General features: G+C 43.0%; 15 protein-coding genes. 2 read left to right on the top strand and 13 right to left on the bottom strand.

Annotated features, from left to right (window positions below):
* Positions 1-164: 164 nt before the first annotated feature.
* Complete coding sequence (locus GRQ40_RS03840; protein WP_066148136.1) at positions 165-1,433, bottom strand: M48 family metallopeptidase; 1,269 nt, start codon at positions 1,431-1,433, stop codon at positions 165-167.
* 145 nt (positions 1,434-1,578) lie between these two features.
* Between GRQ40_RS03840 and GRQ40_RS03835 the strand changes: the two genes are divergently transcribed.
* A complete protein-coding gene (locus GRQ40_RS03835) occupies positions 1,579-2,169 on the top strand; it encodes an SCO family protein (protein WP_066148135.1) in 591 nt (196 codons plus the stop codon).
* A gap of 169 nt (positions 2,170-2,338) precedes the next feature.
* Here the strand turns inward: GRQ40_RS03835 and GRQ40_RS18445 are convergent, their stop codons facing one another.
* The 5 genes from GRQ40_RS18445 to GRQ40_RS03810 all read right to left on the bottom strand — a co-directional run bounded on the left by GRQ40_RS18445 (position 2,339) and on the right by GRQ40_RS03810 (position 6,572).
* Positions 2,339-2,539, bottom strand: coding sequence for a transposase (locus tag GRQ40_RS18445; protein ID WP_236546394.1), 201 nt, complete (start codon positions 2,537-2,539; stop codon positions 2,339-2,341).
* A 204-nt stretch (positions 2,540-2,743) separates the two neighbouring features.
* Positions 2,744-3,046: an AzlD domain-containing protein gene (locus GRQ40_RS03825; RefSeq protein WP_066148129.1), complete on the bottom strand. Its 303-nt coding sequence runs from the start codon at positions 3,044-3,046 to the stop codon at positions 2,744-2,746.
* The gene (locus GRQ40_RS03820; RefSeq protein WP_080860511.1) at positions 3,036-3,758 is read right to left on the bottom strand and encodes an AzlC family ABC transporter permease; all 723 of its coding nucleotides are present in this window, start codon (positions 3,756-3,758) and stop codon (positions 3,036-3,038) included. The genes GRQ40_RS03825 and GRQ40_RS03820 overlap by 11 nt, the downstream gene beginning before the upstream one ends.
* Positions 3,759-3,908: 150 nt before the next feature.
* Positions 3,909-5,447 carry a fatty acid--CoA ligase family protein gene (locus tag GRQ40_RS03815; RefSeq protein WP_044745655.1) on the bottom strand — a complete coding sequence of 513 codons (1,539 nt, stop codon included), beginning with the start codon at positions 5,445-5,447 and terminating at the stop codon, positions 3,909-3,911.
* A 390-nt stretch (positions 5,448-5,837) separates the two neighbouring features.
* Positions 5,838-6,572, bottom strand: a complete 735-nt coding sequence (locus GRQ40_RS03810) for an MBL fold metallo-hydrolase (protein ID WP_159720748.1) — start codon at positions 6,570-6,572, stop codon at positions 5,838-5,840.
* Between the two features lie 152 nt (positions 6,573-6,724).
* Between GRQ40_RS03810 and yhfH the strand changes: the two genes are divergently transcribed.
* The gene (gene yhfH, locus GRQ40_RS03805) at positions 6,725-6,862 is read left to right on the top strand and encodes a protein YhfH (protein WP_080860509.1); all 138 of its coding nucleotides are present in this window, start codon (positions 6,725-6,727) and stop codon (positions 6,860-6,862) included.
* Between the two features lie 39 nt (positions 6,863-6,901).
* On the opposite strand, the gene GRQ40_RS03800 is transcribed toward yhfH, so the two are convergent.
* The 7 genes from GRQ40_RS03800 to hemY all read right to left on the bottom strand — a co-directional run bounded on the left by GRQ40_RS03800 (position 6,902) and on the right by hemY (position 16,232).
* A complete protein-coding gene (locus GRQ40_RS03800) occupies positions 6,902-7,729 on the bottom strand; it encodes a carbohydrate ABC transporter permease (RefSeq protein WP_066148117.1) in 828 nt (275 codons plus the stop codon).
* 15 nt (positions 7,730-7,744) lie between these two features.
* A complete protein-coding gene (locus GRQ40_RS03795; RefSeq protein ID WP_159719394.1) occupies positions 7,745-9,046 on the bottom strand; it encodes an ABC transporter permease subunit in 1,302 nt (433 codons plus the stop codon).
* A gap of 89 nt (positions 9,047-9,135) precedes the next feature.
* Entirely contained in the window at positions 9,136-10,443 is a 1,308-nt protein-coding gene (locus GRQ40_RS03790) for an ABC transporter substrate-binding protein (RefSeq protein ID WP_159719393.1), read from the bottom strand.
* Between the two features lie 60 nt (positions 10,444-10,503).
* Complete coding sequence (locus GRQ40_RS03785) at positions 10,504-11,520, bottom strand: LacI family DNA-binding transcriptional regulator (RefSeq protein ID WP_066148110.1); 1,017 nt, start codon at positions 11,518-11,520, stop codon at positions 10,504-10,506.
* 137 nt (positions 11,521-11,657) lie between these two features.
* On the bottom strand, positions 11,658-14,060 hold the full coding sequence (locus GRQ40_RS03780; RefSeq protein ID WP_159719392.1) for a YhgE/Pip domain-containing protein: 2,403 nt from the start codon (positions 14,058-14,060) through the stop codon (positions 11,658-11,660).
* 71 nt (positions 14,061-14,131) lie between these two features.
* On the bottom strand, positions 14,132-14,704 hold the full coding sequence (locus tag GRQ40_RS03775; RefSeq protein ID WP_044745648.1) for a TetR/AcrR family transcriptional regulator: 573 nt from the start codon (positions 14,702-14,704) through the stop codon (positions 14,132-14,134).
* Positions 14,705-14,801: 97 nt separating this feature from the next.
* The gene (hemY, locus tag GRQ40_RS03770) at positions 14,802-16,232 is read right to left on the bottom strand and encodes a protoporphyrinogen oxidase (protein ID WP_066148105.1); all 1,431 of its coding nucleotides are present in this window, start codon (positions 16,230-16,232) and stop codon (positions 14,802-14,804) included.
* Positions 16,233-16,237: the final 5 nt, after the last annotated feature.

The following is a 16,237-nucleotide window of genomic DNA, read 5'->3' as shown; positions in this document are numbered from 1 at the left end:
CTATTTTTTTGAAATTTTTTAAAAAAATAAGCAGAAAGTGTTTCACTTTCTGCCTGCAGATAATATCACCGAAAAATTCAAGACTCAGCAAAGAAATCAGTGGATGATGTTTAAAAGAACACAAATTTCATGGAAGGACCAAGCTTTATCCATAAATAGAACTTTCATTTATGCCCATTCTCTGATTTTTGCTGTTCTAAAAACACGATCCTTTCAAAAATAGTCGGATGTGTATAGCGAAAAATTTTCACTAGATATGGTGGGTACACCTCGCTAAGTCCAGCTTTGGCCAGTTTTTGAAATGTGGAAATCCCGGCATCTGCATCTTCTGTTAATTCAACCGCATATTTATCAGCCGCATGCTCTTCATATCTTGACACCATATTAGTCAAAGGCGTAACAGAAAACTGGAGCAGCGACATGATGAGCAAAAGCAGCGGCAAGGAAGCTAATTCTCCCACCGCTTTTATACGCAAATGCTTTCTCCATTTAGCAAGAGCCCAGCTCATCAAGCGGCTGACCATCCATAGTCCAAAAAAAGCCAGCACAATGGACCCTGCTATGCCCCAGTATATATGCTTCATTACGTAGTGCCCCATTTCATGGGCCATAATAAACAGTACTTCTTCCTGTTTTAACCGTTCAACCGTTGTATCCCACAACACAATGCGCGCATGGGAACCGATGCCTGTCACATATGCATTCAGTGCATTGGTTTTTTCAGACATATTGACTTCAAATACATGGTCAGCTGGAATATGCGCTTGTTGTGCCAATGATAAAATTTCCGCCTCAAGCGCGTGATTCTTTAGTGGATAAAACTTATTGTATAATGGATCAATGACAACAGGTTGAATAAACATCAAAAAGATGGTCAATGGAATCGATATCAACCAAGCAAAAAACCACCATCTTTTTTCAAAGCGACGAATCAACCCATACAAAACCGTGATGACGAAAAACAGAAGCAGCGTACTGATCAAAAAATCAGTGACTTCATCTCGAAGCCAGCTAGACATGGATTGCGTACTGATTCCATAGGCTCGAGAAAAATGATAGCTTGCCAACTCCAATGGCAAGGCGGCGGCTGTGATGATCAGCGACAACCAAAATACATAAAGCGCGGTTTGCATCCAAAATGCTTTTGTGGCACGCTGCGCCCATTTCTGCAGCATGTTGGAGATTCCCAGCAGTAAAATCAATAAGTAAACAAACCAATCATAAGGAATAGAGGCAAAATATAAAAAATTTTTCAAATCGGAATACCGCTCGCTCAAATGCTGCTCTCCTGATGTTAAAAAGCTGGATGGATCTGCACTCGTTCCCCGCCATTCAGTCGGAATGGACGCATCAGAAAACCAAAATAAATACAGCGCGATACCTGCACAGTACAACACATAAATCAACACCGACCAATAGATCATTTTTTTCATCAAATTCCCCCTTCGAATGGACAACATTCCTTATCATTAGTGTAGTCTCTTTTGGATGAATTAGAACGTCAGATAAAGTTCAAAATCATTATTCGTTTTTCCTTACTTTTTCATGTATCATGGAAAATAAGGGAGGGTGAAGCTGTTGAAAAAAATATATTGGATGTTCGGCATCTTGCTTGCTGTATGCATTGGTATCGGGATTTTTTATGTTTCCATATACCGGCAATGGCAAATGAAGCTGCCAAACAACATAACCATGGAAACGGCATGGGGGGAAGAATATTCATTCAATAAAATGACACCAAAAATGCGGCTGCTCGAATTTATTTATACAAATTGTCCAGACATTTGTCCAAATACGACATTCGAAATGACGAAGCTGCGGCAAAAATTAGAGCAGCAGCGTGTATTTCCAAATAAAATCGAGTTTATTACCATCACCATTGATCCGAAGCGCGATACAGCGGCAAAGCTTCAAGCATACGCTAAAACTTTTCACATTTCGCCAAATGACAAAGGATGGATTTTGCTTCGCGGAAGTGAACGCGATACAAAAAAAGTAGCCGACGCCTTTGATTTCCAATATCGCGACCCCGGCAACGGCATGCTCATTCATACAACTCGCACATACCTGCTCGATGAAAACAACCGTGTCATTGAGCAATTTGGAATGGGCAAAAAAGGATTTAAATACGAAGAAGTTTACGAGACCATTATGGACAAAATCAAATAGAGGCTGTCTCAAAAGGTCGTTAAAACGCCCCTTTGGGAACCGCCTCTTTTTTACTACTTGATTATTTATTTCTTTTTTGAAGCAGGAATGGCTCCTTATTTCTGAATTTGATCCTGTTTTTTCTTTAGTTGGATCGGTTGTGGCCGCCCACTTTCTCAAATGGTGGCCCTCATTCCAAGGTGATTTTTGGGAGCCCTCTTAACCAAAATCGCTGAAATTGCTGGTTGTACTTGATTGGCCCAAACACCGGGTCCTTTTCGATTGTCCGTTTTCGGTACGTCGCCGCCTCTTCTTCCGTGGACAGCCGTTCCCGGATCCCCTGCCGTTGTTGCGGATGGTTTTCGTGTCTTTGCCTTTGGCGCCAATCCACTCATCCAGCTCTTCCTCATACCATCATGTCCTCAATTCGGTGATCTCCTTTGCACACGCTTTCGTTGGTTCCCGATCCAACGTGCTGTACTCGATCAGGGCAACGATCTCCTTTTTCACAATACGTGTAGTTCTCCTCTTTATCCAAAAAAGGGGCCCAAAAACGAACGCTATGCGAACACTTTCGGGACCCCCTCTTCCTTTTTTATAGGGCAGCATAAACACTTAAAACTAAAACAGAGGCAAGCACTACGATAATGATATTCGCACCAAACCACGCCACGACAACAGCACTGACAAAACCGAGCACGCCGAACCAAGGATCCTCGTCAAGCAAAAAAATTCCCGGTACAATTAATGCTCCTAATATCGCGTATGGCACGTTTTTTAATACCCCTTGCAAAAACGGCGGGAGCTTCACTCGATGAAAAACAGCAAGCGGAAGCATGCGCGGAATATACGTAACCATTCCCATTCCAATAATCATCCAAATAATGTCATAGCGCATCGTCGCTTTCCTCGCTTTCTTTGGCAAAAGATTGAACGAGTACGGAAGCAAGCAAGGTGGAGATGACAATCGCCCAGCCTTTTGACATATGAAGCCCCAGCAACAAAATAGAATGGAACGCAGCGGCTAAACAAGCAAGCCAAATCACTTTTCGTTGCTTCTTTAAAGTCGGGACAAGCAAGCCGATAAACATGGCGTATAGAGCAACCGACATGCTTTCCTGAAGGCTTTTTGGCAGTCTCTCTCCCACTACATGGCCAACACCTGAGCTTATCACCCAACTCCCATAAGATACAAAAATTAAACCCAACATGTAGGAGGCATTCACTTTTCCCGGTTTCATCGCCGCTACGGAAAAGGTTTCATCTGTAATGCCAAACGCATATAACGCCTTTTTCCATAACGATTCCTGCTCCGCTTTTTCATTCAATGCCGCCGCCATCAAAAAGTGACGAATATTTAAAATAAAGGTGGTCAACACAATTTCAAATCCGCCTGTGCCAAGCGTCAACAAGTTTAAAGCGATATACTGCGACGCCCCGGCAAAGACGATCACGCTCATCATCACCGTTTCCCACAGCGTCAATCCTGTTGTTTTCGCCAATAGTCCAAATGTTAAAGCAATCGGCATATACCCGATTGCAATGCTCATCCCCGCTTGCACCCCTTGGCGAAATGAGGACAACGTTCGTGCAGTAAGTGCTGTGTCCATCTTCCTCCTCCTTTCTTTCTTTATTTTCCGTAAATGATTTGCGTTTTTCAATAAAAAAAGTACCGATTGATCGGCACTTTTTTCAGCCAAGCCCATTTACATCGCTTTCTCTTTCTATTTAAATCCATCACCCACGGGCTTGAATATCGCTTAGCGTGAAGTCAATTGCTCCTTCAATGCCCTTCTTAAAATTTTCCCGGTTGTATTTTTCGGAATTTCGTCTAAAAATTCAACCATGCTTGGCACCTTATACTTGGCAAGATGCTCCCGGCAATATTCGATCAGCTGTTCCTCTGTCAAGTCGGCATTCTTAGATACAACAAAGCACTTGACTGCTTCTCCAAAATCGGGATCAGGAATGCCGATGACCGCTGCTTCAACAATGTCCGGATGACTGTACAGCACCTCCTCTACCTCGCGAGGATAAACATTATATCCTCCGACAATAATCATATCTTTTTTGCGATCAACGATATAAAAATATCCTTCCTCATCCATTTTCGCCAAATCTCCGGTGTAAAGCCAGCCGTTGCGAAGTGCATGAGCCGTTTCCTCCGGCATTTTATAATATCCCTTCATCACGTTCGGACCGCGCACAATTAATTCGCCGACTTCTCCGACTGGCACTTCCTCGCCAAATTCGTTCACCACTTTATTTTCCACATGTAAAATGCTGCAGCCAATGGACCCCGGTTTGCGCGGACGATCAAGCGGATTAAAACACGTAACCGGAGAAGCCTCTGACAATCCATATCCTTCTGATACAATCACTTTAAATTTTTGCTCAAAATTTTTAAGCAGCGCCACCGGCATCGAGGCTCCGCCAGAGATGCAAAGCCGCAATGTTTGAAAATCCTCCGCTTTTCCGTGTTCATATTGGTACAAAAAGTTGTACATTGTTGGCACCCCAGCAAAGATCGTCGCTTTCTCCTCTCTAGCAAGCTGAAAGATTTTCGCAGGGCTGAATTTTGGAACAATCAGCACCGTTCCGCCATTCATCAACGGCGCATTGAGCGCAACGGTCAAACAAAAAACATGAAACATCGGCAATGTAGCAATCACGCGATCGCTCTCGTTTATTTTTAAATAATTGGCCGTATCTTGCGCGTTGCTATACAGATTCTTATGTGTCAGCATCGCTCCTTTCGGCTTTCCTGTCGTTCCTGATGTATATAAAATAACCGCTGTATCATCCTCAGCAAGCTGCGGTCCTTGATAATCAGCCACACCAGCCTTTAAGACGTCTGTAAACGATTTCATTTTGCCGGTGAATGAAATAGGCTGATCTTTTCCTTGCGGTGTGTCACATACGATGACATGCTCAATGTTTGGTAAGCGCGCTTCCATTTTCTGAAATAGCGGAACAAGCAAATCTAAGCCTATAACCGCTTTCACATCGCCATTGGTTAAAATATAACCAATTTCATCAGGCGTATAAATCGGATTGACCGGTATGACCGTCGCTCCCGTCCGCAACGCTCCATATAATCCAATAATGAAGTATGGCGAATTTCCAAGCAATAGCGCAATGTGATCCCCTTTGCCAACTCCCATGCTGGCTAGTCCGCTCGCAAACCGCGAGATTCGTTCATGCAATTCTTGATATGTACAGCTTTCTCCTTCAAACACATACGCTTTCTTCTGTGGCAGCTGCTTGGCCACCTCTGCCAATCGCCACGATAAATTCATAAAACCCTCTCCCCTGCTTAATTAATGAATGAATAATCATTCATTTAATAATAAAAAAATTCTAAATATATTATATTTTATAAAAAAGAGAAGCGCAAGAAAAAAGCCCCGCTCCTCCATTTTATCGATCTGTTTTTTCTTGTTATTCTAATAGCGGCATTCACAAAGATGCTAACCACTATCATTCAATTGTTTTGAAAAACCGTTCAAATGATCCGCTAGATTGTATACGATCATCAACAAGATATATGAATCTAGGCTGTCGAGAAATCTCAACAGCCTAGAAAGCCTGCGTTTTTTTCTTCTATCGCATTCCAAAAGCTAGTCATTATTTACTGCTTGTTTTTCATTTTATGATGGAATCAAAAGGGAGAAAGTTCGTGCGTTTGTTTATCTTTCCCATACAAGCCCTGTCGCTGCAAGCTTTACTGTTCCGGCAAATATCGTTTTTGCTTCCTGAACGAGCTGCGCGTGATCTCCGAAATGCGGCAAATGCGTTAATAACAAGGTTCCTACGTTCGCATCGCGGGCGATGGCTGCCGCTTCTTCACTTGTCATGTGACCAGCTGGAGCCGCGTTTTGTCCCGCATAAAAGTTGCTTTCACAAATGAATAAGTCGGCATTTTGCGAAAATGGCACAAACTCTGGTAAGTAGCTGGAATCCGCCGTATAAACTACTGTGGAACCTGCCGCTGTGATGCGCATAGCGTAGCAAATCACCGGATGCGCAGTTTTCATAAATTGAATCACAAACGGTCCGATTTCCAGCGGTTTCTCTGGATCGTACGCGACCGCTTTTGTGATCTCTTTGTGAGCGAGCCGCGCAAAACCCAACGAGTCAAATGGATGACCGTAAATAGGCAGCTCTGGCAATGAAAATCCGAGATTTTTCTTAATCAACCACGCATATTGGAGCGGTCCGATATCGGCCACATGGTCATGGTGATAATGCGACAAGATGACGGCATCTAGTTTTTCCACTGACACATAATTTTGCAATTTGGAAAGCACTCCGCTCCCGCAATCCACTAATAACCGAAATCCATCATATTCCAATAAATATCCAGACGTTGCTTCATTGGCGGCTGGGAACCCGCCCCAATATCCAATGACCGTTACTTTCATCATTACTCACCTCTACTTATGTAGTCTTTTTATTATGATACATAATTCTCCAACATTTTTCACGATTGCTGAAATTTGTTTTAAAACAGTTATTGACTTATCGAACACTGTTATAATACAATATAAATAACAAATCAACGGAGGCGATTCCCATGCTAATGAAAATTTCTGAATTTTTCAGAAACCTTCCGCCTAAAAAATGTACAGATTGCGGAAAAGAAATCGAAGAGCAGCATGAATGCTACGGCAATAAATGCAACGACTGTTTAGGCGTGATCCATCATCATTAATAGAAAAAGGATGCTCGCTAGTAAGGAGCATCCCTTTTTTTATTCTTTTACAGATCCGGATGTTAAGCCAGAGACAATCCGCCGCTGAAATAATAATACCATGATCACGAGCGGAACCGTCACAATCACGGTTGCAGCTGATAGTTCTCCCCATGGAATCGTATATTGTCCTTGGAACATCGCAATTCCAACCGGAACCGTTTTATATTTTTCAGCTGTGTTGATCGTCAAAGCAAATAGAAATTCATTCCAAGCAGCAATAAATACAAGAATCGAAGTTGTAAATACCCCTGGTACTGCCAGCGGCAAAATGACTTTAAAATACGTTTGCATCGGCGTAGCTCCGTCCATTTTCGCTGCTTCCTCTAAATCAAATGGGATTTTTCTAAAAAATGTAACAAGCAGCCAAATAGACAATGGTAAAGCAAAGGTAGTATACGGAATAATTAAACCTAAATAGCTATTCGTTAAACCAAATTTTTTAACAAACATGTAAATGGGGGAAATCGTCGCAATTTGCGGAAACATTGACACGGCCAAGACCAATCCGAGAATGACGGCCTTTCCTTTAAATTCAAGACGTGCAATGGCATAGGCAGCAAATGCCGCCACAAATACCGTATACACGGTGGTAATGGTCGCAACCACTGTGCTGTTCCACAAATATCGCAGAAATGGATAATTGACAAACACAGAAACGTATGATTCAAAGGTAGGATGGCTCGTAAACCATTGAAACGCATGATCGCCAAACAGCTCGCTCAACGGTTTCACTGAACTAAGTAAAATCCATAAAAATGGAAACATCACAAAAAAGATAAAAACGGCTAAACAAACATAAAATAATGGTCCAGCTTTTTTAGACATCGTCTCACCCCTCCTTTATTTTTTTGCGCCATCCGAGAGCAAGTCCGCGCCTAATAGTTTAATATAAATCATGGAAATAAGAGCAACACATATAAAGACAATAACGGCTAATGCAGAGCCTTCTCCAAAGTTCGTTTGCGAGAACATCATTTTATAAGCCAAAATGGAAATCGTTTCTGTCGAATTCGCTGGACCTCCGCCTGTCAGCACATAAATGAGATCAAAAACACGGAAGGCATCCAGTGTGCGGAATAGTAACGCAACAAGAATGCTTGACTTCAATAGCGGCAGCGTAATTTTTGTGAACTGCTGCCATTTGGTCGCCCCATCAATGGAGGCTGCTTCATATAAGGAGCTTGGTATGGTCTGTAATCCGGCCAGCAAAAGTAGGGCCATATAAGGAGTTGTCTTCCATACATCAGCAAAAATAACAGCAAACATCGCTCCTACTTCTGTTGTCAATAAATCCCCCATCCGATGAACAATTCCAATATCCTCAAAATATTTCGCGACAATCCCATTCTGTCCATCATATAAAAATTTCCACATTAATGCTGACACAGCTGTCGGGATTGCCCACGGAACAAGAATGGCAGCCCTCACTAATCCGCGGCCAAAGAAGGTTTTGTTAATTAAAAGGGCAATTCCTAATCCCAAGACTAGTTCAATCGCTACAGAAATGATCGTAAAAGAAGCGGTATTCCACAATGCTTTCCATGTACGCGTATCACCAAGGCTGTCCTTGTAATGTTGCCAGCCAATAAAATTCGGTTCCACAACCACTCCCTTTAATCCCTGAGCAAGTCCGACAATTTTATCTGCCTGTTTTAATTTCCCCTCTTCTTTCATTTGAGAAAGTGTTTTGATTACTTCTCGGACGTTATTTTGGAACTGCCGGGCGGCTTCCTCATCAATCTCCACCATTTTAAGCTCATCGCTTGGTGACTCGAAATTATTTAAAGCCTCATCCACTTGATCGTAGCGTTTGGCTACTTCCTGATCTGCGCGAATCGTCTGATCTATTTTTTTCAGCTTTTCCTCGACATCTACCAGCGCTTTCTTCGCGTCAGGATTTGCTTGTGCCATTTCCTGTGTTAAAGAGCTTTTTAAAAACGGATAATTTTGTAAATAACCTTCGAGATCAAGGCTATAATTCAGATGAATGGAAGATTTAGTCGGATCATTTAACCGATAATCAAACAGGCTGTAATAAAATGATTGAATAACCGGCCAAATGGCCACCGCTAAAATAAGCAGCAGCGCTGGAGCAACAAGCGAATATCCTAATATTTGTTCTGCGCGTTTTCCGTTCCTCATGCGGTTCTCCTCCTATGCCATAAAGGATAATTAGCCTTCAGCGCTGAACAAGCAGCGATCTGAAGGCTAACCAAATCGTTGAGCAACAATTATTTGTTTAAGGCTGCCTTAATTTCTTTTTCCATGTTTGCAGCTGCTTGCTCAACCGTTAATTCTCCGGCAAGAGCTTTTGATACATTGATTTGAATGATTTCTGACACTTCCGGATAGTTTGGCACAACAGGGCGCGGTACCGCTGCATTAAGAGCATTAACGAATCCTTGCTCACCAAAGAATGGATTCGCTTTGAGCACATCCGCATCTTTATACAACTCTGGAAGCGTTGGAGCAAGTCCGCCGTAAATAGCTGAAATTTTTTGCCCCTCTGGTCCCGTCATAAACTTTACGAATTCCCAAGCCTCTTTCGGATGTTTCGAATATTTGTTAATGGCTGTCATCCAACCTCCTAAAGTAGCGGCAGATCCTTTATCACCCGCTGGAAGCGGTGCTACGCCAACCTTGCCGACGATTTTCGATTGAGTTTGGTCATTGGCCAGTGCATATTGGTAAGGCCAGTTGCGAATAAACGAGGACTGTCCTTCAATAAACGCCGTATGCGATTCAGGCTCTGTGAATGTCGTAATATTGCTTGGCACGGCATCTGATTTTACAATTTCGACCATTTTCTTCAACCCTTTGATCGCTTCTGGGCTGTTTATAACAACGTTATTATTTTCATCCACGATTTTGCCGCCATAGGAAGCAATAAACTCGACTGCGTTACATACTAATCCTTCATATTGCTTTGCCTGCATTAAATAACCAAACTTGGTGCCTCCTGTTCCTTTTAATTGCTTCGCCATGGCTAATAATTCATCCCATGTTTTTGGCACTTTGTCCTGAGGCACAAGATCGGTACGATAAAAGAGCATTCCAGCATCAATAAATTTCGGTAACGCCCACTGCTTTCCGTTGAAGTTACCGGCCGCTAACGCCCCTTGATTGTACTTGCTGAGATCGATACCATCATTATCAATAAAACGGTCAAGTGGCAGCGTATAGCCCGCCTGAGCAAACTCAGCAGGCCAAACCACATCAAGATCCATCACATCAATTTCCGCTGATTGAGCATTCAGCATCGTTACATATGAGTCGTGCTGCTTGCCTGTATCAGCGGGCATTTCGCGGAACTCTACTTTAATGTTGGGATGAGCCTTTTCAAACGCTTCAATCACCTTTTCCGTCGCTTTCGTAGAATCTTGGCCACGCGCATACACAATGGTTACTTTTTTGTCTGATGAGTCTCCTTTGTTTGTTTCCTTTTGATCAGCCCCTTGATCGCTGTTGCCACTAGAACATGCCGTTAACCCGAATGTAAGCGCTAACAAAGCAGAAGATAGTTTGACCGTTTTTTTCATATGTGTCCCCCCCGTATCGTACTAAACAGCTTCAGAAATCGATTTCAAAACCTTGAAGGCTTATAATGTCACCAGTTTATTCGATGATACCGTCGACTCTCTGACGATCAATTCAAGCGGAAATTCATATACTTCACGACATCGATATTTGCGGGAATGAATTTTTTCCACCATTATTTCAAGCGCCTTCTGGGCCATTTGCTCAACCGGCTGGTATACAGTCGTAATCGTCGGCTCTATTAATTCCGTAATTTCTTGATTGTCAAAACCTACTACGGCAAGCTGCTCAGGGATGCTGCAGCCATGCTTATTTGCCTCAGAAATAATTCCAGCGGCTACTTCATCGCTGCCTGTGAATACGGCAGTCGGAGGTTCAGAAAGCGCCATCATTTCATGAAACACGCGCCGGCCGCCCTCGCTGTGAAACACATTGCGGAATGCGTATTGTTCATTAAATTCAATTTTATATTCCGCAAGCGCTTTGCGAAATCCTCTTTCCCGATAGCTGGCGACATTGCTGCGCGCTCCGCCTTGGCAATACGCAATGCGGCGATGGCCTTGTTCAAGCAGATGCTTTGTCGCTATGTAGCCTCCTTCTACTTGATCAAGCATCACGGATGGAACGTTCGCTTGTTCGTCAAACTCATTGCACAGAATGATTGGACCATAGTTTAAAAACGGTTCAATGACGTTCCAATCATTTTGCATAGATGCTAAAATGACGCCGTCTACTTGTTTCATCTTTAATAAATTCATATAATTTAATTCTTTTTCCGCCGAATATCTCGTCTGGCAAATAATAAGCTGGTAGCCATGCTCAGCAGCAGCAATTTCCATCGACTCTACTAAATGGCTAAAAAACGGATTCATGATTCTTGGAACAAATAATGCAATCACATCTGTTTTCTGACTTCTCAAACTTCTTGCCGAAGAATTCGGAACATATCCGAGCTGCTCCATCGCTTCGATGACCAATTTCCTTTTATCTTCTGACACATATGGATGATTGTTAATCACTCGTGATACAGTTGTCCGAGAAAGCCCTGCCAGCTTCGCTACATCTTCAATCGTTGGCATCGCTGCATACCCCCTTTCTTGTTGGAGTGCCGCGCCTTTCGCGGTAATGAAATCGTTTTCATATTTGAATTATAATCAACTTTCCAAAAACATTCAACTAGCAATCTCAAAATTTTTTGACAAAAGCACCTCGGCCGTTACGCCTGAGGTGCTTCTGTCATCTGTTTTGCGGTCTTATGAAATTTCCGTTTATGCCAATATATGAAGTATAAGGCTGTGCTAAATGCACCGAATACTAGATAAATCGCAAGAATAGCCGCGTTTTCCCACATGAAGGAAAAATCTCCGCTGGAAATGACAGATCGGAACCCTTGAATGGAGTATGTCATTGGTAAATAAGCCGTTACATGCTGCAGAGCCTTTGGAACTAATTCAATAGGGAACGTCCCTGCGCTCGCTGACAATTGCAAAATGAGAATGATAATTCCAATAAATCGGCCCGGGTCCTCTAACGTTGTGACAAGAAATTGGATCAATGCCATAAACGCAAAGCTGACAATGATACTAAAAATGATAAATCTCGGGGCGCTTTGTACATGGACTCCTAATCCGATAAGCAGCACCAGATCCGCAAGCAATGCTTGCACTGTCCCAATCAGCATCATCACACCAAATTTGCTAATGAACCAGCTTAATCCAGAACGCGGCACGCCCGCTGGTGAACGTAGCGGAAATACAATAGTCGAAAGAAGCGCTCCTACATATAATCCAAGCGATAAAAGATACGGAGCCATTCCTGTTCCATAGTTCGGCACATGGTGAATGGATTCGGTTTTTAGCTTTACTGGTTCCGCAAACATATGATAAACTTCATTATTTGCTTTAACATTTCTGGATTCTTTTGCCCCGTCTGTAAGCTTTTGCGCAAGTTCTCCCGATCCGTTATCAAGTTTTTCCATGCCATTGACTAATTGATTCGATCCATCCGTTAATCGATTCATTCCTGTTAGAAGCTGGGAAGCGCCATTTTCTAACGCTGTCATACCGCCGGCAAGCTGGCTAGATCCGTTGGCTAACTGGCTTGCTCCATCCTTTAAGCGTCCTGAACCATCCGCAAGCTCTTGTAAACCATTGGAGAGCTGATGGCTTCCATTGGCGAGATCAGCCGTTCCCGCTTTCGCTTCTCCCGTTTTTTCTTCTAATACCGCTAAGCCTTGAATCACTTTTCCTTGACCTTCTACAAGAGCGCTCGCTCCTTCTGCCAGCTTCTGTTGACCGTCTATCACTTGCTTAAAGCCTTGGTTGAAGGCATTCTCCCCGCTATAAAGCTGAAGCGCTCCCTCTGCCAGCTGATCGGCTCCAGCTTTTAGTGCCGTGGCGCTAGCAGTGAGCTGGCCGATTCCCTCCGTTGTTCGTTTGCTTCCTTGCCATAAAGGCTGAAGCTGATTTTTTAGCGTTTGTAATTTTGCTTTTTCCTCCTCAGTTGGTGCTTGAGCAATCATTCCATCTAACTCGGTTACCACTTGCTCCAGTCCGTTGCTGACTTGCATCGCTCCGTCCTTTGTGCTTTCAGCCCCTTGCTGCCATTGTGACAATGATGCAGAAAGCTCTCCGCTTCCCTCCTTTAACTGTAGAGAGCCGTTAGTCAACGATGGCAGTGCTTCTTGTAGTTGTTCCATCCCTGACAGTGATTGCTGAATTCCTTCCAAAAGACTCTTTGTGCCACCTTCTGTTTGCTTCGCTCCATTAAGCAGTTGGGATTGACCTTCATGTATTCTTCCCAATCCGCCATTTAGCTGCTGAAGGCCGTCATTTAAACGCTGGGAACCTTCACTGGCCGATTTCACCCCGTTTTCAAAGGCAGCTGACTTCTCCGCTAAGAAAGTTAAGTTTTGATTGATGGCTTCTGCCCCAGTCTTGGCTGATCCAATCCCTTTCTGAAGCTGGCTGCCTCCTGTTTGTGCAGAATGAAGGCCCTTCTGCAATTGAACGGCCCCGTCCTCCGCAGTTGACATCCCATTATTTAATTGTTTTGCACCAGCGCTCGCTTCCTGTAATCCTTTCGCCATCTTCTGTACATTTTCAAGCATTGCTTCTGCATAAGTCGCCGTTACCGTGCGGGAGATTTCCTCTTTGATTGCTTCAACCGCTTTATTTCCGATTTGTGCTGATAAAAAGTTCATCCCTTCGTTCGGCTTATAAACAATCTCCATTTGCTTCGGATGTTCATTTTGTAAGGTTGTGGCGTTTTCTGAGAAATTTCCAGGAATCTCGACAACCATATAATACTTGCGCTGCTTTAACCCTTTATTTGCTTCTTTTTGTGACACAAAGTGCCATGCGAACGTGTTTTTTTCTTTGAGCTTTTTCACAAGTTCGTTGCCAATCTCCAGCTTTTCTCCATTTAAAACAGCGCCCTTATCATGATTAACAACAGCAACCGGCAGTTTATCTAACTGCCCATACGGATCCCAAAACGCCCATAAAAACATTCCGCTGTACATTAATGGAATAAAGAGTATAGCAATAATCGGAATCAATATTTTTCGATTGGTAGCAATCGACTTAATTTCCTGAAGCAACAATGAAAACTCTTTCATTGTCTCCCTCCTTTTTAGACATCTGACCATTTTGTTCATTCAGTCATATTTTCAAAAAAGAAGAAGGACCATCATTTTGATAATCCTTTGAAAAAATATAGCTCAAATAATTCGGCAATTTTTTCTTTTGAGAGCGGCTCGTGCTTTTTTTCCCATTCAAACACAAGCGCAAGATACATTTTCAGCATTAAAAATGCCGTGATTTCAGCATCACATGGACGAATTTCCCCCTTCTGCATGGCCTCTTCAATTTTATCGCGAATATAGGCAAGAATCGCCTCATCTAGTTTATGCAGCACCTCTTGAACCGTAGGAGTGCCGATATCACGTACTTCCTGCAAAAGCTTAATCGTCAGCTGATGCTGTTTGCGAAACTCTAAAATGCGGTATAGCGCACGATGAACATTTTCAAAAAAGGAACGATTTTCATCAATCGACTGCTCAGCTGCTTCTTTAATTTCAATAATAACGGATGAAATAATTTCTTCGAGCAGGTCTTCTTTGCTATTAAAAAAAGTATAAATCGTTCCCTTTCCGACATTCGCCATCTTTGCCACTTGATCCATCGTCGTCGCCTTATATCCAAACAGCGAAAAAGATTGCGTAGCAGCCTCAATAATTTGCTGCTTTCGATTCACTGACATTTTCCTTCCTCCTGCAAATTGACTAAATGAACATTTCAGTCATATGGTATAAGGAATGTTACCATAGAACAAAGAAAAAGTAAAGAGGTTAACCTTGTTAGTTAACCTCTTTTAGCGCTTTTCTATTCATTTCTAAATAATCCAGTACTTTTTTGACCGCTTCCTCCCCTTGATCAATACAATCGGGCATTCCCAATCCTTCATAAGAACTGCCCGCTAAAAATACGCCCGGAAGGTGTTCAGCCATTTGTGATTTTATGGTCTCGATTCTTTCTTTATGGCCAACCGTATATTGCGGCATCGCTTCCTTCCATCTGGAAACAATCGAAAATTCCGGATTGCCATTAATGCGCATGATTTTATTTAAGTCATCAAGTACAACCTTGACGATTTCATCATCCGATTGCTCCACGATTGTTTCGTCTCCTGGACGCCCGACATAGCAACGCAATAACGCTTTGTCTGCCGGAGCGGTATGCGGCCATTTTTTATGCGTCCACGTGCAGGCCGTTATCGTATAATCGCTGCGTCGCGATACAACAAAACCTGTTCCGTCTATATCTTGTTCAATCGCTCTCTCTGGAAAAGCAAGCGCTACTGTCGCAACTGAAGTGGACGGAACCGCTTTAAATGGCGCAAAAAACGAATAATCAGAAAGCATGGATGGCACTGTTTGATGCGGAGTGGCAATCACGATGCTATCGGCTTTCCATACATCGCCATTGCTTAAATATAGCGAATAATTCGTATGTTTTCTTTCAATTTTTTCAACGCGAATGCCTTTGAGTACGCTTCCGTGCTCCAATCGTTTTTCAATCTCATCGACTAGTGATTGCAGCCCCGTCGTTAACGTCTGAAAAGCCCCTTTTTTGTTTTTCTGTCCTTCTTGTTTTGGAGTTGTCCGCTTGGTTCCCAGCACAAGGCTTCCATATTTTTGCTCAACATGAAAAAATTGTGGGAATGTTGCCATCAAGCTCATTTGGTCGATATCTCCAGCATAAATTCCTGATAAAAGCGGTTCAATCAAATTCTCTACTACTTCATCCCCGAGTCTTCGTCGAAAAAATTGTCCCAGTGATAAATCTGCGTCTGTTTTGGTCGGCGGCAAAATAAAATCGAATGCCGCCCGCAGCTTTCCAACCGGTGAAAATAACCCTGTTGTCACAAAAGGGCCTATCTTCGTAGGAATTCCCATCACCGCACCGCCAGGGATTGCATATAATTTTCCATTCACTAATATATACGATTTTCCTGTTGCGTTGTGCACGATTTTATCTTGAAGCCCCACTTCATGGACAAGGCGAGACGCGCTTTGCTTTCGCGCTAAAAATGAGTCAGGCCCCCGTTCAATCACAAAACCGTCATGAATGACCGTTTGAATTTTTCCGCCAAGTCGGTGTGTAGCTTCAACCAGCTTGCATTCAATCGGTAGCTGCTGTTCTCTAATCGCTTTTTGTAAATAGTAAGCAGCGGCTATTCCGGCAATTCCTCCTCCAATGACAATGACCGTTTTCTTTTCCTCACTCACCGTTT

It is taken from the genome of Anoxybacillus sp. PDR2 (assembly GCF_009834045.1).
In the GTDB taxonomy this organism is placed as follows: Bacteria; Bacillota; Bacilli; order Bacillales; family Anoxybacillaceae; genus Anoxybacteroides; species Anoxybacteroides rupiense.
Note: the sequence above shows the minus strand (reverse complement) of the source record. Positions and strands in the feature narration are given on the sequence as shown.